Source organism: Patulibacter minatonensis DSM 18081 (assembly GCF_000519325.1).
Taxonomy (GTDB): Bacteria; Actinomycetota; Thermoleophilia; order Solirubrobacterales; family Solirubrobacteraceae; genus Patulibacter; species Patulibacter minatonensis.
This window is the reverse complement of the sequence record NZ_KI912613.1, coordinates 2,112,984-2,132,874: the sequence shown is the minus strand read 5'-3', so window position 1 is coordinate 2,132,874 and position 19,891 is coordinate 2,112,984. Positions and strand designations below refer to the sequence as shown.

Genomic DNA, 19,891 nt, shown 5'->3' with positions numbered 1-19,891 from the left:
CGCGCCCGGCTGCCGCACGGGCCATCCACCGGCGATCAGTCGCCCGCGGAAGGCGCGGAGGGCCCGTCGACGTGCAGGACGTCGTCGGTCATCGTCGCCGTCCGGGCCCCCAGGCGTGCTGCGTCGTCGGGGTCGTGCGTGACCACGATCGCCGGGATCCTCCGCTCGGCGATCACGTCGCGCACGCAGGCCGCGGCGACGTCGTGCGTCGTGTCGTCGAGCGCCGAGAACGGCTCGTCGAGGACCAGGGCGGTGCTCGGCCCGGCGAGCGCGCGCGCCAGGGCGACGCGCTGACGCTGGCCGCCCGAGAGCGCGTCGGGACGGACGTCTGCCCGGTCGTCGATCCCGAGCCGGCGAAGCCACGCCACGGCGTCGGGACGCCGCTCGGCGCGGGTGAGGCCCCGCGAGGCGAAGGCGACGTTCCGCCACGCGCTCAGGTGCGGGAACAGCGCGAGCTCCTGGACCACGGCGCCGACCCGGCGATCGCGGGGCCGCAGGTCCGTCCGGTCCGCCGACCGGAACCACACGGCCTCGCCGCAGGAGATCGACCCGCTCTCCGGGAGGACGAGCCCGAGGATCGACCGGACCACCGTCGACTTCCCGGCCCCGGACGGTCCCACCACGGCGACGGTCTCGCCCGGGCCCACGGTGAGCGTCGCCGTGAACAGGCGCTCACCGCGTCGGATCCGGATGTCGACCTCAAGCACCGGCGACCTGCTCTCCCCGCGAAGCGAGCACGCGAGCGACGAGGAGCAGCACCGCGGACACCACGACGAGGACGGCCGAGAGCGCGATCGCGCCCGGGAAATCCGTCGAGAAGCGGGTGTAGACCTCGAGCGACGCGGTCCGGGTCACGCCGGCGAGGGAGCCGGCGAACATCAGCGTGGCGCCGAACTCGCCGATGGCGCGGGCGAAGGTCAGGGTCGCACCGGCCGCGAGGCCCGTCGCGGCCATCGGGACCGCGACCCGCAGGAACACGGCGGTCTCCCCCGCACCGGCGAGGCGCGCCGCGTCGAGCACCGCCGGGTCGACGGCCTGGAACGCGCTCTGGGCCTGACGCAGATGGAACGGGCCGGCGACGAAGACCAGCGCGACGACGACGGCGGCGAAGGTCAGCGGCAGCTCGGCTCCGACGTCCTCGAGCGCCCCGCCGGCGATCCCCTGCGGGCCGAAGGCTGCGAGGAGCCCGATCCCCGCGACCGCGGGCGGCAGGACGAGGGGCAGCTCCAGCAGCGCGCTGAGCGCCGTACGGCCGCGGAACCTGGTGGTGGCGAGCAGGTACGCGGCCGGCGTGCCGACGACCACGACGATCAGCACCGCGATCCCGGAGCCGGCGAAGCTGAGGCCGAGCGCGGTCAGCGACGCGTCGGTGCGGAGGCTGTCCCAGAGTCGCCCTGGTGCCGTGTCGGTGAGGATCGCGACCAGGGGCAGCGCGAGGCCGAGGACGACCAGGACGAGGGCGGCGGACGCGGCGAGCCCGAACGGCGTCGGTCGCCGCCGCACGGGTCAGCCACCTGCTCCCGGGGCGAGGAAGCCGGCGGTGCGGAGCGCCCGCTGGCAGCCGCCGCCACGCAGGTCCTGCAGGAGGGCGGACGCAGCGGAGGCCTGGTCCGAGCCCCTGACGACCGCGGCCTCGTAGGCCACCTTCGGCCGGATCGCCGCGGGCAACGCGACGGCCTTCACGGCGCCCTTGGTCGCCTGGACGTCGGTGCGGTAGACGAACGCGGCGTCCACGACCCCCTGCTGGAGCTTCGCGAGGACGCTCTTGACGTCGGGCTCCTCGGTGCGCACCCGCGCGAGGATCGCAGACCGCTCCTGCGCGGGGAGCCGCCCGAGCGCCTTCTGCGTGTAGCTGCCGACCGGGACGGTCGGCGCACCGACCGCGAGCCGGACGCCGTCGTCCCGGGCCACGTCGTCGAGGGTCGCGACCTTCGCGTCCTTCGCCGGCACGGCCAGCACGAGCTCGTTGCCGGCGAACGCCTGCGGACGCTCGACCTTCCCCTCGGCGGCGAGCGCCTGCGGCAGGGTGGCGTTGGCGGCCGCGAAGAGGTCGCCGCCGGCGCCCTTCCGGATCTGGGCGGCGAGCTCGTCGGACCCGGCGAACGACAGTCGGACCTTCGCGGCCGCGTAGTCCTTCGTGCACGACGTGAGCGCGCCGGTGAGCGACGCCGCGGCCTGCACGACGATCGTCGGCCGGCCGCCGGACGGCCCGTCGTCGGATCCGCACCCCGCGACCGCCGTCGGAACGCCGACCAGGGCGATCAGCGCCGCGGCCCGAACGGGACCCGGTCGACGTGCGACTGGTGGGCGACGGCGATGCGGGACGCTCATGTGCCCAAGCATCGCATAGGCAGAACGGTGGGCGGCGACGCGTCAGCCGCGAGGTCCACCATCGACGGAAGCGCCGGCCTGTCGACGTCGTTGCGGGCCCGTATCGCATTCATGCGTGCGACGGCCCCGCTCAGCCCACCGGCGCGCTCTGGATCGTGCTCGCCCCGCGACCGGCCTGGTCGAACCCGCGGTCGGCGATCTTCCGGCACGCGCGGCCGTCGCGGTCGTACGCGCGGGCGGCGCGCTCCAGGGCAGCGATGGAGCGGGCGCGGCGGACGCGCGCGGTGGCGCGGCGGGTGGCGGCCGCGTAACGGTCCGCGGCGTGCGCGACGTCGTCGAGCCCGCCCACCATCAGCGTGCGCCCCGCGTCGGCCTGCGGAGTGTCGGCGGCCTCCGCCCCGAAGTCCCGGAGCAGGCCGTCCGCGGTGCGACGGACGCCGGCGTAGATCCGCGCCGACCGCTTCAGCGCCCGGACGTAGGCGGCCTTCGAGCCCGACTGCGGCAGGCCGGCCTTCGCGACGTCGCGCTCGACGCGCGTCTTCGCGGCCGCGGCCTCACCCACGAGGGCGCGCAGGCCGTTGTCGCTCGCGGAGGCGCCGGCCACCGGGCCGAGCGCGCCGAGCAGCACGACGAGGACGAACGCGGGGACCCGTGATCGGCGGCGCATGACCCGACGGTACCCGGCGGGTCCGCGCAGGGTGTCACCCGGTCGCCCGGATCAGTTTCCGCGCCCGCCCCAGCTCGCTCTTGGCCCGCGTCCCGTCCTTCCCGCCGTACCCCGCGCCGAGCTCCCGCTGGAAGGTCGAGAGCTGCGCGACGGTCCGCACGCGCCGGATGTCCTTCACGCCCTTCCGGAACGCGGTGCGCAGCGTGGCGAGGTACCGCGACTCGTGCGCCAGCCCCTGCAGGAACAGCGCGCGGACCTCCGTCCCGCCCGCCGACGACCCGGACTCCGCCGCCGCGCGACGGTGGTACGCGTCCACGTTCTTCCCGTAGCGCCCGGCGATCTCGATCGTCGAGCGCAGCCACCGCTCGACGTCCGCTTTGGACTCCTCCAGGGTCTTGGCCTTCCCGACCCCGTCGACCGCCCGCTCCAGCTCGCGCTCGTAGCCGCGCTGGTCGGAGAGCTGGTCGTGGACGAGTGTCCGGAGGCCGGCGTCGCTCGCCGAGGCGACGGACGGCCCGCCGATCGCACCCGTCACGAGGACGAGCGCAAGGACCACGATCCGCGACGCGATCCGCATCGCTCAGGCCGCCGGTGGGGTCGGTGCCGGCGCGTTGCGGATGATCCTGGCGCCCTGCTTCACCCGCTTCTCGCCGCGCGTCCCGCGTGCGTCGATCGACGAGAACCGCTTCTCGAACCGGCTCACGGTGCGATCGATGCCCGCGTCGGTCGACGCGCGACGGACCTGGCTGCCGGTGCGGCGCAGGAGGCGGGCCGCGTCCGCGGAGGCGGCCGACTCGTCGCGGAGACCCAACTGGACGAGGTGCCGGCCCCGCTCGACCTCCGGCGTCTCCGACCCCTCGCGTGCGAAGGCGCTCCGGTATCGGTCGTAGGTGTCCTTGCAGTCGTCGAAGTGGTTCGCGGCCCGGCGGAAGTAGCGCGCGAGCGCCTTCGCCGACCCCGACCTCGGGTCCTTCAACGCCTTCCCGGCGGCCTTGATTTCCTTCTCCGCCTTGGCCTCCTGCGTCACCAGCGTGCGCAGGCCGACGTCGCTGGCGGACGCGGCGGGCGGCCCGAGCGCGGCGCCCGTGACGGCCAGCAGGACGAGGACGGACGAGCGGGACACGCGGCGCATCAGGCTGCCGGCGAGGTCGGGGCCGGGGCGGCCTTGATGGCCTTCGCCCCGCTCTTCACGCGCTCGTCGCCGCGCGTGCCGATCTTGCTCGCCTTCGTGACCTCGCGCGCGAGCCTGCGCTGCGCGGACCGGAGCCCTCGTTGGCTGTACCGGTACTTGAGCATGCGGCTCGCGGCCCGCCGGAACGCGTGACCGATGTCGCCCAGGGCGTTCGACTCGTCGCGGAGGCCGCGGAGCACCAGGATCCGCCCGCGCTCGGCCTCGGCGGTCTCGGCCACCTCGTGGGCGAACGCCGTGCGGAAGCGGTCGACCGTCTTCTCGCTCTTCTCGGCGAGGTTCGCGTACCGCCGGTAGAAGCGGTTGAAGGCCTGGGGCGATCGGGAGTTGGGCTCCGTGATCTTCACCTTGTCCGCCTTCTTGTCCGATGCCGCCTGCTTCGCGACCAGCGTCCGCAGGTTCGCGTCGCTCGCCGACGCCGCGGGTGGCCCGAGGGCGGCGGCGCCGACCATCGCGAGCAGGACGAGGGTGGACGAGCGAGACACGCGGCTCATGGCCGCTGACGCTATACGCGAATCCGCCACGAGTGGGTTTCCGCGCCGTATCGGACCGGTGTCTGGTGCAGCGACCGCGTGCGCGGCCTCCCGCGCGAGCTCAGCCCGCCGGCGTCGCCGGCACCGGCGAGTTCTCCAGGATCGCCTTGCGGCCCTTGGCGTCCCGCTGGTTGCCGCGCTTCAGCGTCTTCGTCGGCGTCTTCAGGTCGCGGTCGAAGCGGCGGGCGACGGAGTCGGCCCCGGCGTCGGTGCGGACCTTCCGGTACCGGGCGGCGGCGCGGCGGGCGGCGACCGCGAAGCCGTGCGCGCCGTTGGAGATGTCGCGGAGTCCCAGGAGGACCTGCTCGCGGGCGGCGAGCACGGCCGGGGTCTCCGGCGCCTCGGCGGCGTAGCGGCGACGGAACCCGTCGACGGTCCGCTCGACGCTCGCGAAGTGCCGGGCGTAGCGGTCCAGGTAGGTGGCCAGCGACCGGTTGGAGCCCTTCTTCGGCTCGGGGATCCTCTCCGCCGCGGCGTCCGACCGCTTCTCCGCCGCGGTCTCCTCGACCACCAGCGCGCGGAGGCCCACGTCGCTCGCCGACGCCATCGCGGGCGCGCCGAGGAGGCCGGCGAGCACGACCAGCAGGAGGACCGATGGACGGGACGCACGACGCATGGGCGAGCAACCTACACGCGTGCTCCCGACCTCGTCGAGGTCGCAGGTCACACGTTCCACACGTGGACGGCGTTGACGCACGCCGCGGTGGCCGAACCACCCATGCGCGCGGTTCGGGGCCCCTCTTGGACAGCGGGCCAACCGCACCCCTCCACGCGTCCAACACCCGTCGGACAAGACCACCTCCGGACGCTGGACTCCTGTCGAAACGACCGGCTCCCGCGCGGCGTCATCGTCCTCCGGGTTGCTCAACATCGACGGGACACCCGAGGCGGACTTCGCCCTTCGCACCGCCGAGCGCCGGGACGTGCGGTTCGTGCGCCTGTGGTTCGTGGACGTCCTCGGGCTGTTGAAGGCCGTGGCGATCCCGGTCTCCGAGCTCGGCGCGGCGCTCGAGCGGGGCGTCGGGATCGACGGCTCCGCGCTGGAGGGCAACTTCCGCGGCCGCGAGCGGGACGTCATCGCCGTCCCCGACCCGACGACGTTCCGGATCCTCCCGTGGACCGGCGACGAGCGGGTCGCCCGGATGTTCTGCAACATCCAGACGCCCGAGGGCACCGCGTCGCCCGGCGACTCCCGGCACGCGCTGGAGCGCGTCCTGGCCCAGGCCGCGGAGCTCGGGTACCAGGTGCAGGTCGGCGCCGAGGTCGAGTTCTTCCTCTTCGACCAGGAGGGCCGGGCGACCGACGACGGCACGTACTTCGACTTCCAGGCGCAGGACGCGGGAACCCCGGTCCGTCGCCGCGCGATCGAGCACCTCGAGTCGATGGGGATCCCCGTCAAGGCGTCGCACCACGAGGCCGCGCCGTCCCAGCACGAGATCGACCTCGTGCACACCGACGCGCTCGAGACGGCCGACGCGATCGTCACGCTGCGCGCGGCGGTCAAGGAGGTCGCCGCCGCCCACGGGCTCGTCGCGACGTTCATGCCCAAGCCGCTCACCGGCGCGTTCGGGTCCGGCCTGCACCTGCACCTGTCGGTCTTCGAGGACGGCGAGAACGCGTTCTTCGACCCGGACCCCGAGCGCACGCTATCGCCGCTCGGCTCCGCGTTCCTGGCCGGCGTCCTGGCGCACGCCCGCGAGTACACGGCGCTGACGAACCAGTGGTCGAACTCGTTCAAGCGGTTGGCCCCCGGCTTCGAGGCGCCGGAGGCCACGACCTGGACGCATCACGGCCGCTCGGCGCTCGTGCGCGTGCCGACCAACCGGCCCGAGCTCTCCGACGCCGCCCGCGTCGAGCTGCGCCAGCCCGACCCCGGCTGCAACCCGTACCTGGCCCTCGCCTGCCTCATCGGCGCCGGGCTGAAGGGCGTCGAGGCCGCGTACCAGGCGCCGCCGGCGGACGAGGAGCCCTCGAGCTCCCCCGCCCTGCCCGCGACGCTGAACGAGGCCGTCGAGACGCTGTCGGGCTCCGAGCTCGTCCGCGACCTCCTCGGCGACCGCCTGGTCGACGCGGTGATCCGCAACAAGCTCGGCGAGCTCGACGCCGAGCGCGCGACGGTCACCGAGTACGAACGCGCGACCCTGCTCCGGCGCCTGTGAGCGACGCCTGGATCATCGGAGAGGACGAGACGTCGGTCTCGGAGACGGCCCGCGCCGTCGCCGAGCTCGGCTTCCGTCCCCTGCGCGCGCACGCCAACGGCTCGATCGACGTCGACCAGGGCGCCTCCGGTGGCCGCGGCACGCCGGACATCGCGATCGTCCTCGGCAGCGTCGCCTCGGTCCGCAGCCTGCGCGCCGCGCCGGACCTGCAGGACGTGCCGATCGTGCTGTCCCTCGGGCCCGAGCAGCTCGAGGAGGCCGACACGCTGATCGGCGTCGACGAGCTGCTCGTCACGCCGTTCCACGCCGCCGAGTTCCGCACCCGCATCGCCCGGGCGCGCAAGCAGGTCAACGGCATCAGCCCGGACGACGTCGTCCGCGCCGGGACGCTCGAGATCGACCTCGCCACCTACCAGGTGTCGATCCACGGCGAGCCCGTCGACTTCACCTACACCGAGTACGAGCTGCTGCGGTTCCTCGCCACGCACCCCAACCGCGTGTTCTCGCGCGAGGCGCTCCTGACCAGCGTCTGGGGGTACGACTACTACGGCGGTGCGCGGACGGTCGACGTCCACGTCCGCCGGGTGCGGGCGAAGCTCGGCGCGGAGCACGCGCAGCGCCTGAAGACCATCCGGTCCGTCGGGTACCGATTCGAGATCCTGGAGTGACCACGTGGCCGTGAGGACCATCCCCCGGCGGTCGACCTACACCGGCTTCCGCGCGTACATCAAGGCCGTCGGCACGGGCGAGCGCGGCCGGCGCGCCCTGACGCGCGAAGAGGCCCACGACGCCACGCGGATGATCCTCTCCGGCGAGGCGACGGAGGTGCAGGCCGCCGCATTCCTGACCGCGATGCGGATCAAGGGCGAGAACCCGGAGGAGCTCGCGGGCATGGCGCAGGCGATGCGCGACAGCGCCACCCGCCTGACCGCCCGGACCGACCGGACGCTGGTCGCGTGCGCGGGCGGCTACGACGGCTGCGTCGACGCGCCGTCGCTGTCGGTCGCCGTCGGGATCGTCGCCGCCGCCGCGGGCGCCGGCGTCGTCATCCACTGCGGCACCACGCTCGGGCCGAAGTACGGCGTGACGCCCGCCGACGTCCTCGGCTCCCTCGGCGGGCCCGGTCGCCCAACCGCCGCCGAGAGCGAGGCGATGCTCGAGCGGACCGGCGTCACGGTCGTCCAGGTCGCCGACCTCCTCGACGGCTGGGCCGCGATGGCGGCCGTCCGCGACGAGGTCGGCCTGCGCAGCCCGCTGCACTCGGCCGAGAAGCTCGTCGACTGGTTCGGCGCCGACCGCTTCGTCGTCGGCTACGCCCACTCCCAGTACGCGGCCCGCCTGTGCGGCGCGCTCGACCTCCTGGGCGCCGAGCGCTCCTACGCCGTCCGGGGCCCCGAGGGCTCCGACGTCATGCGCCCCGGCCGCCCGTCGGCGCACCTGAACGGCGAGAAGATGGAGCTCCCGGAGTCGGTCGGCGACACCCTCAAGCCGGCGCCGGGCGCCGACACCGCGGCGGCCCTGACCCGGGCCGTGCTCGACGGCACCGCCGACCGCATCGTGTCGTCGACCGTGACGCTGTCGGCGGGCCTTCGGCTCCACGCCTGCGGGGTCGTCCCGACCGTGCTGCGCGGGGTCTCAGCGTGCCGAGCGGCGATCGCGGACGGGCGAGCGCAGGCGACGCTGGACGGACTGGTCGGCTGACCGGCGGACCAGCCGACGGGCGGGTCGCTCCGCAGGGCCTCGCGTTCTCGGCGCACCGGATCGACGATGGAGTCCGAGCCGGAACCGGGAAGGGGGCCGGCGACTTTCGGCGGTCGAGGTGCCCCAGCAGACGCCCCCGTCCCGGGAATCAATGCGGACGGGTCTATCGGGACGGCGAGCGTGCGTTCGCACCGAAGGATCCGCATCGCGGTCGCGGTTCTCGGTCGGCGTTCCCTTCGTGGGCGCCCCGGAGCCGGGGCCGCGCATCGCGACGCCGTCACCGAGCCGCGAGGTGTGGGCCGGTCAGTCGTTGCTGGGGATGCGGATATTGGAGACGGTGTAGGGCGGGAGCATCGGGATGCGGAAGAGCTGCGAGTTGCTGACGAGCAGCCGGCCGCCGGTGCTGGCGATGCCGGTCGGGGTGCGGAAGGTGCGGTCGGCCGTACGAAGCAGGACCTTCGCGCCGGTCCGCTTCGTGTTCAGGCGGAGCGTCATCAGTCGCTGCCCGAGGTTGTCCAGAGCGTAGAGGCGGTTGCCGTCGAGCTCCATGCCGTCGGGGGTGCCGAACCGCTTGCCCGTGATGCGGATCGGGCGGACGTCTACCTGGTCGGAGTCCGGGCGGGTACGGACACGAAACAGCTTGTCGCGGTTGATCTGGGAGACGATCAGCTCGTTCTCCGCGGTCGCCACGATCCCGCCGCCGTTGAAGACGCCGTTGATCTGGGCGGTCGCGGTGTACTGCACCGCGGGGCCGAGGGGCAGCGCCTCCACGGTGCCGCGGCCGGCGTCGACCTGCTCACGGGTGATGCGAAAGAGCGTCGGGCGGAGCGAGTCCGTGACGTAGACGTCGTCGCCGGGCGTGACGACGAGGTCGTTGAGCAGCCCGCCCGCGCCCGTCTCGAACGTCGCGATCCGTCGCTTGCTGGCGATGTCGTACACCTGCACCTGGCCGGGGACCGGGGACAGGACGTAGAGGTGGCCGCGATCGTCGGTCTCGATGCCGAACGCGAGCGGCCGGTCGAGCTGCAGCCCGGGCAGGAAGACGTCGGCGCGGTCGCCGTCGAGCGTGCCGCGGTAGACCGCTCCGTCACCGGAGGACGCGACGAAGTACGTCTTGCTGCGTTCGTCGTAGGCGATGCTCTCGGGCAGGACGGGGACGACACCGGCGGTCGCGGGCAGCTCGTACTCGCGCGTCGGGGCTCGCAGGCCGGGCGATCCGGTGCCGCGGCCCTCGACCCGGCCGAGGCGCGTGAGGTCCTGCAGGTCGCCGAGGTCGCCGCGGCGTAGCAGGTCGTTCATCAGCGACTCGCTCACCGACGCGGGATTCGTGATCGCTCCCGGCGCCGGGAGCGCGGACACGTCGACGACCGGGGCGGGTGCTCCGGGCGGGGCCTGCGCCGACGCGCTCGCCGCCGCCGTCCCGCCCCCGACCACCACCGCGGTCGTTGCGGCGAGCATCGTCATACGCGAACGGATCAGCATTCGCGGTGGTTACCCCCGCTTCGATGGCGCACTCGACGGATCTCGGCGGCTTGCCGCTCGGCAGCGCGCCGGCGTCACACCCCGAAGGCGGCTTCCTTTCCCATGCGGCGCCCGCGAGATCGCCGGGGCGCCGCCGTCAGGTCGTGGGCACAGGCCTCGTGGGCGACACTCACCCCTGGCCCTCTGGTGCCGCGCCGAGGCGCGACTCGGGTTGCAGCCGCTCGTCGAGCCCGTCGCCTAGCGCGTTTGCGGCGAGCAGTCCGCCAAGCCACGGGGCGAGCTTGAAGAGGTTGTGGCCGGCCACCAGGGTCAGGCCCGGTTGCGACCACGCAGCGACACCGTCCGAGCTCCACGGGAGCTCGGTGACCCAGCAGTGGCGCACCCCGACCGGATCCGCCCGGAGTCCCGGAAGCGCCCGAGCGACGTACCTGGCGGCGCGGGCCGCGAGGTCCGCGAGCGCATCGCCGTCGATGATGGTCCCGTCGTCTCGTACGCCTGCGGTGTCGCTCAGGCCGACCGCGTAGGTCGCGTGGTCGGGGCCGGGGGCCGCGTAGATGCCGGTCTCGCCGAAGACCCCGCTGCCGTCCTGCAGGCAGGCGGCCCGGGACGGCGGCCGGCCTGCCGGCTCGAAGGTGTATCGGACGTGCGTGGACTGTTTGACGGGGAGCTCGATGCCGACGCTGCGTGCGATCGCCGGTGTCCCCCGACCGGCGCAGACGACCACGTGGTCGTGCACGACCGTTCTCCCGCCCGTGCGGACCTCGGCCCGGCCGCCACTGACCTGCCGCACCTGCAACACCTCGTCGTGCACGAGGGTCGTCGCGAGCTCGGCGGCGAGCGCCTCGATCGTCGCGGTCGTCCGGATGCTGCCCCCGCGCGGGTCCAGGAACGCCGGGCCGTCGAACGGTCCGAGCAGCGGCAGGAGCTGCGCGAGCTCGTCCGCGTCGACCTCGCGGGCTCCGATCCCGTCGACGTCACGCAGCAGCGCGAGCTTCGCGTCGACGTCTGGGCCGATGGTCAGCGCACCGTCGGGCGAGACCGTCTCGATCCCCAGCTCGTCGGCCCAGGTGTCCCAGATCGTCCGGCTGTCGCGCGCGGCGGCCACGAGCCGCGGATCGTCGTGTGCGTGGCGGAAGACGCGGGACTCCCCTCCCGACTGGCCCGCGCCGGGAACGCCTCGTTCGTAGACCGTCACCGTCGCGCCCCGCTGCCGCAGCGCCCGCGCCGTCGCGAGACCCACGATGCCCGCGCCGATCACGCCGACGTCCGCGGAGGCAGGAACGGAACTCATGGGGTCAGGCGGTCGCGCCGGCTGCGGCCACGTCGTGCCTGCCTTCGGCGAACTCCTCGACGATCTTGGCGCAGAATGCCGGCAGGTCGTCGGGGTTGCGGCTGGAGACGAGTCCTTGGTCGGTCACGACCTCCTCGTCGACCCACGTGCCGCCGGCGTTCTCGATGTCGGTCCGGATGCTCGGGAAGGACGTGAGGGTCCGGCCCCTCACGAGGTCGGCCTCCACCAACGTCCACGGGCCGTGGCAGATCACCCCGACCGGCTTGCCGGTCTTGAAGAACGACTGGAGGAACGCGATGACGTCCTCGTCCGCACGGAGGTTGTCGGGGTTGACGACGCCGCCGGGCAGGATCAGCCCGGCGTAGTCCTCCACGTTGGCGTCGGTGATCTTCTTGTCGACCGGGAAGGTGTCGCCCTTGTTGATGTCGCCGTTCATCGCCTGGATCTCACCGGTGTCGATCGACAGCAGCTCGGTGCTCGCACCGGCGGCCTGCACGGCGTCGCGCGGCTTCTCCAGCTCGACCTGCTCGACGCCGTCGGCGGCGATGATCGCGATCGTCTTGCCCTGCAACTCGTTGCTCATCAGCTTTCTCTCGCTCTCGTCGGAGGTGGGGTCAGCCGGCGGGGTGCAGGACGACCTTCGTCCAGCCGTCCTGCCGCTCGTCGAACGCCTTGTAGGCGTCAGGGGCCTCGTCGAGGGTCAGCTCGTGGGAGACGATCTGCGACGGCTTGGCCTTGCCCTCCGTGATCAGGTCGCGCAGTCGGCGGTTGTAGTGTTTGACGTTCGCCTGCCCGTTGGCGATGTGCTGGCCCTTGAACCAGAGGTTGCCGTAGTCGAACGCGATCTGGCCCTTCTTGGCCATGTCGTCCTTCGCGCCCGGATCCTCGGGCAGGAACAGTCCGACGACGCCGATGCCGCCGGTCGGGCGGACGGCCGCGACGAGCTGATTCATCGTCAGGTTCGGGATCTCGGTGCCGTGGTGGTCGTGGCACTGGTAGCCGACGCACTCGGCGCCGCGGTCGGCGCCCTCGCCGCGGGTCTCCTCGAGGATCTGCTCGACGACGTCGCCCTTGCGCGGGTCGATCGGGATCGCACCGAGCTGCTCGCCGAGCGCGAGGCGGTCGTCGTGGAAGTCGACGAGCATGACCTTCGAGGCGCCCTTGATGACGGCGGAGTGCACGGCCATCAGGCCGACGGGGCCGCCGCCGTAGACGACGATCGACTCACCGGGCTGCAGGCCCGCGAGTTCGGTCGCGTGCCAGCCGGTGGGGAAGATGTCCGACAGCATCACGTAGTCGAGCTCCTTCTCCTCCGCGCCCTCGGGCAGCCGCAGGCAGTTGAAGTCCGCGAACGGCACGCGCAGGTACTCGGCCTGGCCGCCGTTGTAGGGGCCCATGCCGGCGAAGCCGAACGCGGCGCCGGCGGTGCCGGGGTTGGCGGTGAGGCAGTAGCCGGTCTTCCCGGCCTCGCAGTTCTTGCAGAACCCGCAGCCGATGTTGAACGGCAGCACGACGCGCTGGCCGATCTCGAGCGTCTCGACGCCGTCGCCCTTCTCGACGATCTCGCCCATGTTCTCGTGGCCGAGGACCTTGCCGGGCTCGAGGTCCGTGCGGCCCTCGTACATGTGCAGGTCCGACCCGCAGATGTTGGTGGTCGTGAGCTTGATGACGACGTCGTTGGGACGCTCGATCTTCGCGTCTTCGACCTCGTTGATCGAGACGTCGTGCGGGCCGTTGTAGACCAATGCCTTCATGGGGACTCCTCTTGATCGGGGCCCGCGTATACCCGGCCCGACGAAGCGGATGCGTCGAATCGAGCACCACGGAGCGGGCGCCCACGGTGTGCGCGACCCTCGTTCCCGCGTCGGGGGCGCTCCGGTTCAGGTGATGCTGGTGAGGAGTCGGCCGAGAGTGGTGGCGTTGGCGTAGCCGACGCGCGGGGCGATCTGGTCCATCGTCAGGTCGGTCGTGCGGCGCAGGTGGTTGGCGCGCTCTGCACGGAGGCGGCGGATCAACTGGTTGGGTGTCGCTCCGGTTCGTTGGCGCACGTGACGCTCCAGCGTGCGTCGGGTGACGCCGAGCGCGTCGGCGAGGTCGGACACGGAGAGGTCCTCGCTGATGCGGCGCCGGACCTCGTCCTCGAGTCGTGTGACGAGCGCATCGGTGGCGGCGAGGTGCCCGTGGAGCGCCTCGGTCGAACGGGTCGGGCGCTCGTCGATGAGGAGGCGGTGGGCCACGGTCTCGGCGAGTCGCTCGGACACCTCGGAGACGAGGCTGATCGCCAGATCGAGGTGCGCGAACGCGGCTCCCGCAGTGAGGACGTTGCCGCTGCGGACGACCATGCGCGTGGTGTCCAGGTCGACCAGCGGATAGCGACGCTGGAACGTCTCGTTGAGCCACCAGCTCGTGGCCGCTGCTGCCCCATCGAGGCGACCGGATTCGGCGAGCAGGAACGTCCCGGTGCATGCGCCCGCCAGGCGTGGCAGTCCGGCGTCGGGGCTGTCGTGCAGCGCGGTGCGGAGCTCGCGGACCTCCGGCAGAGCCAGCGCGTCCTCCACGGCGGACGCCGAGAGCGCGCCGAGCGCGGGGACGACGAGGACGTCGTAGTCGCTCAGGCCGTCGTCGATGGCGCGGTCGGCCTCGACGATGAGCCCACCGGCGGTCCGCACGGACGGGCGCAGCCCGACGACGGTCGTCCGGACCGGCGGGATGTCGGGGTCGACCGACCGGCGCAGCGTCTCGGCGACCCGCAGGATGTCGAGCACGCTCGTGAATGCCGAGTCGAAGGTCCCGGGGATCGCGACGACGCCGACGTGCATTGGCGCAAACGATACGAGACGCGTCGCGTTGGGTGGGGGCAGGGTCTGCATCGTCAGTCCTCCAACCGAAGGAGCACACCATGGCCCGTCCCGGACTCGTCATCCAGTTCAAGACCAAGCCCGACACCGCCGAGCAGTTCAACGACATCCTCGTCCGTGCCTTGGAGCACGTCGAGGCGGAGGCCGGCACCCGACCGTGGCTGACGCTGCGAGCCGAGCAGGACCCCACCGTCTTCTACCTCGTCGACCTCTTCGACGACGAGGACGCCCGCAACGCGCACCTGAACGGCGCCGCCGCCGAGCTGATCCTCGGCACCGGCGGCGACCTCTTGGCCGAAGCGCCGTCCCCGGTACCCACGACGCTCGTGGCCGGCAAGGCCGTATGACCATCGGCGGCGAGCGTCTGGTCGGCGCCGCCGTCGAGGCCGCCGATGTCCCGGCGGCGGCCTCCGGCTCGTCCTGTTGGGGGCCCCCTCTCCCCGGCGTCGTCCGGCACCGCGCGACACCGCTGTCCCGCCGTGAGCGGATCGACAACGACTTGTTGCGCCGATACCGGACCGACAACGACCTGCAGGCACGAGAGCGGCTGGTGGAACGCTGCATGCCCCTGGTGCGCTCCGTCGCCCGGCGCTACGCAGGGCGTGGCCAGGACCCCGAGGATCTGACGCAGGCCGGGCTGGTCGGGTTGACCAACGCGATCGAGCGCTTCGACGCCGGACGCGGCGGCCGGTTCGTCAGCTACGCGGTCCCGACGATCCAGGGCGAGATCCGCCGACATTTCCGCGACCGCACGTGGGCCGTGCACGTCCCCCGCGGCGTGCAGGAGCTCGACGCGCGCCTCCAGCTCGCCCGCGCGCAGACGCGTCAGCAGACCGGGCAGGAGGCCAGCGTCGAGGAGCTCGCGCAGATGCTGGACGTCACCCCCGACGAGGTCGAGGACGCGCAGGCTGCGGGACGCAGCTACCAGGCGCTGTCCCTGGACCATCCGGCGACGGAGGGAACCGAGCCGCTCGCGGCGCGCGGCGCCGTCGATCCCGGCTTCGCACGGGTCGACGACCTCGACGTGATCGCCCGGGCGATGCGAGGCATCAGCGAGCGCGACCGGCAGGTCGTGCGATGGGCGTTCCGAGACGGGCTGCTGCAGCGAGAGATCGGCGAGCGGCTCGGGGTCTCGCAGATGCAGATATCTCGCCTCTTGAAGACCGCCCTCACTCGGATGCGCGAGTACAGCCGCGGCCCGGTGACGGCGTGATCGCGACGATCCGGCGCATGAGCTGCGCCGTCCCGGGGAACCACGAGACGTCCAAACGAGCGGAGCACCTATGAGCACCATCACCCTGAAGAACGCCCACCGACTGATCGAGGCCGCCAGCGCCGAGGCCGAGAGGATCGGCGTGCCGATGAACATCGCCATCGTCGATGCCGGCGGGAACCTGACCGCCTTCCACCGCCAGGACGGTGCGTGGATCGGGTCGATCGCGATCAGTCAGGCCAAGGCCTACACCGCCCGCGCGTTCAACATGCCGACCGCCGACCTGCAGCCGATGGTCCAGCCCGGCCAGCCGCTCTACGGCATCGAGACCAGCGATCCCGGCAGCATCATCGCATTCCCCGGCGGTATCCCGCTGACCCAGGGGAACGAGATCATCGGGGCGATCGGCGTGAGCGGCGGCCTCGTCGACCAGGACGAACAGGTCGCACAAGCAGGGGCCGCAGCCCTCTGAGCGTCACGCAGGTATGAGGTCGCCGGCCTCGGGGCGGCCCCGCCCGCAATGGGTGCAGGTCCGTCCGCGGCACGGGCCAGGCGTACCGTCCGGTCGGTGATCGCGCGGCCTTGGCCCCGGTGACGATCCCGGCGAGATCCTTCCCGACATCGGTGATGCGCGGCTGCGTGTCGAGGCCTGCGCCGCCGGGCAGGTCAGGAGTCTCGGATCACCGGCGGGCTTCCTTGGAGGCTCGTCCCGATAGCCGATCCATCCCGGACGGTCGGTCCTTCACGGGGTATCAGGCCGGCGGTGTCTCGATGGTGCACAGGACGCCGGGAGCGCGGCCGATCCGGGCGTCGAGGGTCACGAGGGAGATACCGAGGACGTCCGCGAGACCGACGTAGGAGGCGTCGTAGATCGACAGGTCGTGCCGGTGGCCCCACGCTGCCCGTGCGACGGCCTCGTGCGGCCAGAGCTCGACGTCGAGGCACCGAGGCGTCACAGACGACGACCGTGGTCATCGGCGGTCGGCGTCGCGAGCGTCCAGGATGTCCTGTGGGTCGACGATCGATCCGGTAGCGGCGACTCGCGCACGAGCCCGCGTGAGGGTGCTCGACGGCCGGTCGCGGCGGTCCGGCTCCTGGCGTGGCCCAACGCGCCGCCCCGCACCGCGGCCCGCCCGCGCGTACCGCTCCCCCAGCACCGCGAAGGCCTCCGCGAGCGCCGGTGGGCCGATGACCTCGATCTCAGCGTCGTAGCGTCCGATCGTGGCGGCAAGCCCTTCCCACGACCAGGCCCCGAGCGTGAGGCGACAACGGTCCGGGCCCAGGGCCTCGACGACGCCCTCCCGGGCGTAGGTCCGCACCTCGTCGGCCGGCAGGCCCAGGACGACCTCGCCTCGGCAGGGCCAGTCGGCGGTGCCGTCCGTCGCGCCCCGGAAGCGGCCGGCCACGAACGTCGAGACGTCGCCCCCTGGCACCTCGCGGCGGGCGAAACGCGGACCGGGATGCTCACGAGGACGCGTGCGGTCGACGCGGAAGGTGCGCCACGCCTCGCGATCGAGGTCCCAGGCCACGAGGTACCAGCGGCCACCCCACGTCACGAGGTGGTGCGGCTCGGCGCGGCGCACGGCGCCCGGCGGGACCGCGGTCGTCCCGTCCCCCGGAGCGTCGTAGTCGAACCGCAGGACCTCGCGGGCGTGGACGGCCGAACCGATCCGGGACAGGACAGCAGGATCGACCGCGGGTGCCGGGTGGGCGTCGGGAGCGCTCACCGCCGTGATCTCCAGGGCGTCGATGCGGCGGCGCAGGCGGTCCGGCATCACCTGCCGCACCGTCCCGAGGGCTCGCAACGCGGTCTCCTCGACGCCCGCACCGGCGGCGGTCGCCAGCTGCAGCGCGACGGCGATCGCGATCGCCTGCTCGTCGTCGAAGAGGAGCGGCGGAAGCTCGGACCCGGCCTCGAGCCGGTAGCCGCCGTCCGGTCCCTTCGTCGCGGCGATCCGGTACCCCATCTCGCGGAGCCGGTCGACGTCACGCCGGACCGTCCGGGGGCTGACCTCCATCCGGTCGGCGAGGACGGCACCCGGCCAGTCGCGGCGGGTCTGCAGCAGCGAGAGCAGCGACAGCAGGCGGGACGTCGTCGTCGGCACGTCCCCGATGATGCCCGAAGAAGAGGCCAGAACCTGACCTGTACCGGCGCCAGACTGGAGGCATGTCGATCACGACCACCACCCACATCAACCGCGACGGCGACGCCCTGGAGCTGCTCGAGTTCTACCGCTCGGTCTTCGGCGGCGAGCTCACGAGCGTCACCTACGGCATGCTCGGCGCGGCGCAGGACCCGGCCGACGCCGAGAAGGTCATCTGGGGCGAGGTGCGCGCCGAGAGCGGCTTCCACGTCATGGCGTACGACGTGCAGACCGGCCTCGACTTCGAGCCGGGCGTCAACCCGTACTACCTGTCGGTCCGGGCGACCGACGAGGACGAGCTGCGGACGCTCTGGACCGGGCTGCTCGACGGCGCGACCGTCGAGCAGGACCTCGGCCCGGCACCGTGGGGCCCGCTCTACGGCAAGCTCGCCGACCGCTTCGGGATCGTCTGGGTGCTCGACGTGGCCGGCGAGCAGCAGGGGTAGGCCCCGGCGCGGTCAGCCGGCGCGAACGCCCGACGCCGTGTTCACGAGCTCGCGCAGCTCGACGTCGGGGTGGCGGGAGACGAAGCGCCGGAGCTGGAAGCCGTCGGGGAAGGCGGCGAACACCGCGCCGTCGGCACCGAAGAGCGCGACACCGGCCCCGTCGCCCTCGACCGTCGGGGCGTCCTCCAGGTCGATCAGCCGCGCGACCGACCAGGGCTGGGTCTCCAGCCGGATCTCGCAGCCGAACTCGTCCTTCATCCGCTGCGACGCGACCTCGAACTGCAGGGCCCCGACCCCGCCGAGGATGGGCCGGGGGTCCTGGACGCCGCCGCGCTGCAGCAGGCGGACGACGCCCTCCTCGTCGAGCTGCTGGAGCCCGCTGCGGAACTGCTTGTGACGCCGCGCGTCGATGTTGTGCGCCGCGGAGAAGCGCTCCGGCGGGATCGTCGGGATGGGCGGGAACGCCACGGACCCCGATCCGGCGTGCAGGGTGTCCCCGACGCGGAGGTCCAGCGCCCCGACGACGCCGATCACGTCGCCCGGCCACGCCTCCGGGAGGTCCAGGCGCTCGCGGGCGAAGACGGCGTGCGCGTGGTGCATCGTGAACGGCCGGCCGTTGCGGCTGTTCTGCACCTTCAGGCCGCGCTCGAAGCGGCCCGAGCAGATGCGCACGTACGCGATCCGGTCGCGGTGCCGCGGGTCCGTGTTGGCCTGCACCTTGCAGACGAACCCGGCGAACGGCGCCTCGAGCGGACGGAGGACGTCCTCCGTCGTCGGCCACGGCGTCGGCGCGGGCGCGACGGCCTGCAGCGCCTGCAGCAGGGCGTCGACCCCGAAGTTCCACACCGCCGAGCCGAAGAAGAGGGGCGTCGAGGTGCCAGCCGCGAAGGCCTCCGGATCGTGGTCGGCCTCCACGGCGTCGAGGAGGTCGACCTCCTCGCGGGCGGCCGCCCAGACGGGGTCGTCGAGGTCGACGTCGCCGATGGGCACGACCTCGTCGTCGACGACCGACGCGCCGCGCGCGGTGCGCGTGAAGCGGTGGAAGGTGTCGTCCCGCCGGTCGATGACGCCGCAGAAGGCCTCGCCCTCGCCCACCGGCCACGTCACCGGCGTGGGCCGCAGCCCCAGCTCCTTCTCGATGTGGTCCACCAGCTGCAGGGGACTCACGCCGGGGCGGTCGCACTTGTTGACGAACGTGATGATCGGGATCCGCCGGGCCCGGGCGACCTGGAAGAGCCTGCGGGTCTGCTGCTCGATGCCCTTGGCGGCGTCGATGACCATGACCGCGCAGTCCGCCGCCGCGAGGACCCGCAGCGTGTCCTCGGAGAAGTCCTGGTGGCCCGGGGTGTCCAGCAGGTTGACGACCGTGTCGCCCACCACGAACCGCAGCACCGTCGAGCTGACGGAGATGCCTCGCTCGCGCTCGATCTGCATCCAGTCCGAGGTCGCGTTGCGTCCCCCGGCCCGGGCCTTGACCGCCCCGGCCTCGTGGACCGCGCCGCCGTAGAGCAGCAGCTTCTCCGTCAGCGTGGTCTTGCCGGCGTCCGGGTGGGAGATGATCGCGAACGTCCGCCGGCGGGCGGCCTCGCGCAGGAGGGCGGCCGACGCTGCGGCCGGCGGCTCGGCGGCGCGCGTCGTCGTGGCGTCGGCCGAGGTGGAGGTGTCGGCCATCGCAGGAACCTTACGGAGGAGCGACGGATCCTCCGGCCCCGGTGGGCCCCGGTGCGGGGACGCGGCCCGGCGGACGGCCGATCGGGAGCGCCCCCGGGGCACGCACCGTGACGCCGGTCACGGACCCTGAAACACACCAGCAACACCACGGTGCGCCTTCCGTCATCGGACGGGCACGGTCGCGACACGGGGCGTCCATAGAACCC

General features: G+C 73.0%; 23 protein-coding genes. 7 read left to right on the top strand and 16 right to left on the bottom strand.

Going from position 1 to position 19,891, the window contains the following annotated elements; translation table 11 throughout:
• Window positions 1–35: 35 nt before the first annotated feature.
• The 8 genes from PATMI_RS28900 to PATMI_RS0109735 form a co-directional block, all read right to left on the bottom strand.
• The gene (locus tag PATMI_RS28900) at window positions 36–707 is read right to left on the bottom strand and encodes an ATP-binding cassette domain-containing protein (RefSeq protein WP_051471288.1); all 672 of its coding nucleotides are present in this window, start codon (window positions 705–707) and stop codon (window positions 36–38) included.
• Window positions 700–1,503: an ABC transporter permease gene (locus tag PATMI_RS28895; protein WP_036725614.1), complete on the bottom strand. Its 804-nt coding sequence runs from the start codon at window positions 1,501–1,503 to the stop codon at window positions 700–702. Before PATMI_RS28895 ends, PATMI_RS28900 begins: the two co-directional genes overlap by 8 nt.
• Window positions 1,504–1,506: 3 nt before the next feature.
• Window positions 1,507–2,331: a molybdate ABC transporter substrate-binding protein gene (gene modA / locus PATMI_RS0109760; protein WP_051471287.1), complete on the bottom strand. Its 825-nt coding sequence runs from the start codon at window positions 2,329–2,331 to the stop codon at window positions 1,507–1,509.
• A 130-nt stretch (window positions 2,332–2,461) separates the two neighbouring features.
• Entirely contained in the window at window positions 2,462–2,998 is a 537-nt protein-coding gene (locus PATMI_RS0109755; RefSeq protein ID WP_026910754.1) for a hypothetical protein, read from the bottom strand.
• Between the two features lie 34 nt (window positions 2,999–3,032).
• The gene (locus tag PATMI_RS0109750) at window positions 3,033–3,554 is read right to left on the bottom strand and encodes a hypothetical protein (protein ID WP_169738346.1); all 522 of its coding nucleotides are present in this window, start codon (window positions 3,552–3,554) and stop codon (window positions 3,033–3,035) included.
• Window positions 3,555–3,578: 24 nt separating this feature from the next.
• Complete coding sequence (locus PATMI_RS0109745; protein ID WP_157260700.1) at window positions 3,579–4,121, bottom strand: hypothetical protein; 543 nt, start codon at window positions 4,119–4,121, stop codon at window positions 3,579–3,581.
• Between the two features lie 8 nt (window positions 4,122–4,129).
• Entirely contained in the window at window positions 4,130–4,681 is a 552-nt protein-coding gene (locus PATMI_RS0109740) for a hypothetical protein (RefSeq protein WP_026910751.1), read from the bottom strand.
• A gap of 100 nt (window positions 4,682–4,781) precedes the next feature.
• Window positions 4,782–5,336, bottom strand: a complete 555-nt coding sequence (locus PATMI_RS0109735) for a hypothetical protein (RefSeq protein ID WP_026910750.1) — start codon at window positions 5,334–5,336, stop codon at window positions 4,782–4,784.
• 244 nt (window positions 5,337–5,580) lie between these two features.
• Between PATMI_RS0109735 and PATMI_RS0109730 the strand changes: the two genes are divergently transcribed.
• The 3 genes from PATMI_RS0109730 to PATMI_RS0109720 are packed head-to-tail and all read left to right on the top strand — an operon-like array spanning window position 5,581 to window position 8,580.
• Entirely contained in the window at window positions 5,581–6,879 is a 1,299-nt protein-coding gene (locus PATMI_RS0109730; RefSeq protein WP_026910749.1) for a glutamine synthetase family protein, read from the top strand.
• Entirely contained in the window at window positions 6,876–7,547 is a 672-nt protein-coding gene (locus PATMI_RS34295; protein ID WP_051471286.1) for a winged helix-turn-helix transcriptional regulator, read from the top strand. Before PATMI_RS0109730 ends, PATMI_RS34295 begins: the two co-directional genes overlap by 4 nt.
• A 10-nt stretch (window positions 7,548–7,557) precedes the next feature.
• Window positions 7,558–8,580 carry an anthranilate phosphoribosyltransferase gene (locus PATMI_RS0109720; RefSeq protein WP_026910748.1) on the top strand — a complete coding sequence of 341 codons (1,023 nt, stop codon included), beginning with the start codon at window positions 7,558–7,560 and terminating at the stop codon, window positions 8,578–8,580.
• A 303-nt stretch (window positions 8,581–8,883) separates the two neighbouring features.
• Here PATMI_RS0109720 and PATMI_RS34290 read toward each other — a convergent pair whose 3' ends face one another.
• From PATMI_RS34290 to PATMI_RS0109695, 5 genes are all read right to left on the bottom strand, one after another.
• Window positions 8,884–10,038: an SMP-30/gluconolactonase/LRE family protein gene (locus tag PATMI_RS34290; RefSeq protein ID WP_157260699.1), complete on the bottom strand. Its 1,155-nt coding sequence runs from the start codon at window positions 10,036–10,038 to the stop codon at window positions 8,884–8,886.
• A 193-nt stretch (window positions 10,039–10,231) separates the two neighbouring features.
• Complete coding sequence (locus tag PATMI_RS0109710) at window positions 10,232–11,353, bottom strand: NAD(P)/FAD-dependent oxidoreductase (protein ID WP_026910746.1); 1,122 nt, start codon at window positions 11,351–11,353, stop codon at window positions 10,232–10,234.
• 4 nt (window positions 11,354–11,357) lie between these two features.
• The gene (locus PATMI_RS0109705; RefSeq protein WP_026910745.1) at window positions 11,358–11,936 is read right to left on the bottom strand and encodes a type 1 glutamine amidotransferase domain-containing protein; all 579 of its coding nucleotides are present in this window, start codon (window positions 11,934–11,936) and stop codon (window positions 11,358–11,360) included.
• A 31-nt stretch (window positions 11,937–11,967) separates the two neighbouring features.
• A complete protein-coding gene (locus PATMI_RS0109700; RefSeq protein ID WP_026910744.1) occupies window positions 11,968–13,107 on the bottom strand; it encodes a glutathione-independent formaldehyde dehydrogenase in 1,140 nt (379 codons plus the stop codon).
• 126 nt (window positions 13,108–13,233) lie between these two features.
• Window positions 13,234–14,172, bottom strand: coding sequence for a GlxA family transcriptional regulator (locus PATMI_RS0109695; protein WP_026910743.1), 939 nt, complete (start codon window positions 14,170–14,172; stop codon window positions 13,234–13,236).
• Between the two features lie 80 nt (window positions 14,173–14,252).
• Between PATMI_RS0109695 and PATMI_RS28880 the strand changes: the two genes are divergently transcribed.
• From PATMI_RS28880 to PATMI_RS0109680, 3 genes are all read left to right on the top strand, one after another.
• Window positions 14,253–14,558, top strand: a complete 306-nt coding sequence (locus tag PATMI_RS28880; RefSeq protein WP_036725606.1) for a putative quinol monooxygenase — start codon at window positions 14,253–14,255, stop codon at window positions 14,556–14,558.
• Window positions 14,555–15,424 carry a sigma-70 family RNA polymerase sigma factor gene (locus PATMI_RS0109685; protein WP_051471285.1) on the top strand — a complete coding sequence of 290 codons (870 nt, stop codon included), beginning with the start codon at window positions 14,555–14,557 and terminating at the stop codon, window positions 15,422–15,424. Before PATMI_RS28880 ends, PATMI_RS0109685 begins: the two co-directional genes overlap by 4 nt.
• Window positions 15,425–15,494: 70 nt before the next feature.
• Window positions 15,495–15,896, top strand: a complete 402-nt coding sequence (locus tag PATMI_RS0109680) for a GlcG/HbpS family heme-binding protein (protein ID WP_026910741.1) — start codon at window positions 15,495–15,497, stop codon at window positions 15,894–15,896.
• A 280-nt stretch (window positions 15,897–16,176) separates the two neighbouring features.
• On the opposite strand, the gene PATMI_RS28875 is transcribed toward PATMI_RS0109680, so the two are convergent.
• Together PATMI_RS28875 and PATMI_RS28870 are read right to left on the bottom strand one after the other, a co-directional pair.
• Window positions 16,177–16,380, bottom strand: coding sequence for a PIN domain-containing protein (locus PATMI_RS28875; protein WP_036725602.1), 204 nt, complete (start codon window positions 16,378–16,380; stop codon window positions 16,177–16,179).
• A 15-nt stretch (window positions 16,381–16,395) separates the two neighbouring features.
• Window positions 16,396–17,529 (bottom strand): helix-turn-helix transcriptional regulator, encoded by a 1,134-nt coding sequence (locus PATMI_RS28870; RefSeq protein WP_084269827.1) that lies wholly within the window; start codon window positions 17,527–17,529, stop codon window positions 16,396–16,398.
• A gap of 62 nt (window positions 17,530–17,591) precedes the next feature.
• Here PATMI_RS28870 and PATMI_RS0109665 point away from each other — a divergent pair, with 62 nt between their 5' ends.
• Window positions 17,592–18,014, top strand: coding sequence for a VOC family protein (locus tag PATMI_RS0109665; RefSeq protein WP_026910740.1), 423 nt, complete (start codon window positions 17,592–17,594; stop codon window positions 18,012–18,014).
• 12 nt (window positions 18,015–18,026) lie between these two features.
• On the opposite strand, the gene PATMI_RS0109660 is transcribed toward PATMI_RS0109665, so the two are convergent.
• Window positions 18,027–19,685: a peptide chain release factor 3 gene (locus PATMI_RS0109660; RefSeq protein WP_026910739.1), complete on the bottom strand. Its 1,659-nt coding sequence runs from the start codon at window positions 19,683–19,685 to the stop codon at window positions 18,027–18,029.
• Between the last annotated feature and the right edge of the window lie 206 nt (window positions 19,686–19,891).

Bases quoted from the DNA above. Each gene is read 5' to 3' on its own strand.
- modA (WP_051471287.1), bottom strand. From the start codon at position 2,331: ATGAGCGTCCCGCATCGCCGTCGCCCACCAGTCGCACGTCGACCGGGT.
- PATMI_RS0109755 (WP_026910754.1), bottom strand. From the start codon at position 2,998: ATGCGCCGCCGATCACGGGTCCCCGCGTTCGTCCTCGTCGTGCTGCTC.
- PATMI_RS0109740 (WP_026910751.1), bottom strand. From the start codon at position 4,681: ATGAGCCGCGTGTCTCGCTCGTCCACCCTCGTCCTGCTCGCGATGGTC.
- PATMI_RS0109735 (WP_026910750.1), bottom strand. From the start codon at position 5,336: ATGCGTCGTGCGTCCCGTCCATCGGTCCTCCTGCTGGTCGTGCTCGCC.
- PATMI_RS34290 (WP_157260699.1), bottom strand. From the start codon at position 10,038: ATGCTCGCCGCAACGACCGCGGTGGTGGTCGGGGGCGGGACGGCGGCG.
- PATMI_RS0109710 (WP_026910746.1), bottom strand. From the start codon at position 11,353: ATGAGTTCCGTTCCTGCCTCCGCGGACGTCGGCGTGATCGGCGCGGGC.
- PATMI_RS0109705 (WP_026910745.1), bottom strand. From the start codon at position 11,936: ATGAGCAACGAGTTGCAGGGCAAGACGATCGCGATCATCGCCGCCGAC.
- PATMI_RS0109700 (WP_026910744.1), bottom strand. From the start codon at position 13,107: ATGAAGGCATTGGTCTACAACGGCCCGCACGACGTCTCGATCAACGAG.
- PATMI_RS0109695 (WP_026910743.1), bottom strand. From the start codon at position 14,172: ATGCACGTCGGCGTCGTCGCGATCCCCGGGACCTTCGACTCGGCATTC.
- PATMI_RS28880 (WP_036725606.1), top strand. From the start codon at position 14,253: ATGGCCCGTCCCGGACTCGTCATCCAGTTCAAGACCAAGCCCGACACC.
- PATMI_RS0109685 (WP_051471285.1), top strand. From the start codon at position 14,555: ATGACCATCGGCGGCGAGCGTCTGGTCGGCGCCGCCGTCGAGGCCGCC.
- PATMI_RS0109680 (WP_026910741.1), top strand. From the start codon at position 15,495: ATGAGCACCATCACCCTGAAGAACGCCCACCGACTGATCGAGGCCGCC.
- PATMI_RS0109665 (WP_026910740.1), top strand. From the start codon at position 17,592: ATGTCGATCACGACCACCACCCACATCAACCGCGACGGCGACGCCCTG.
- PATMI_RS0109660 (WP_026910739.1), bottom strand. From the start codon at position 19,685: ATGGCCGACACCTCCACCTCGGCCGACGCCACGACGACGCGCGCCGCC.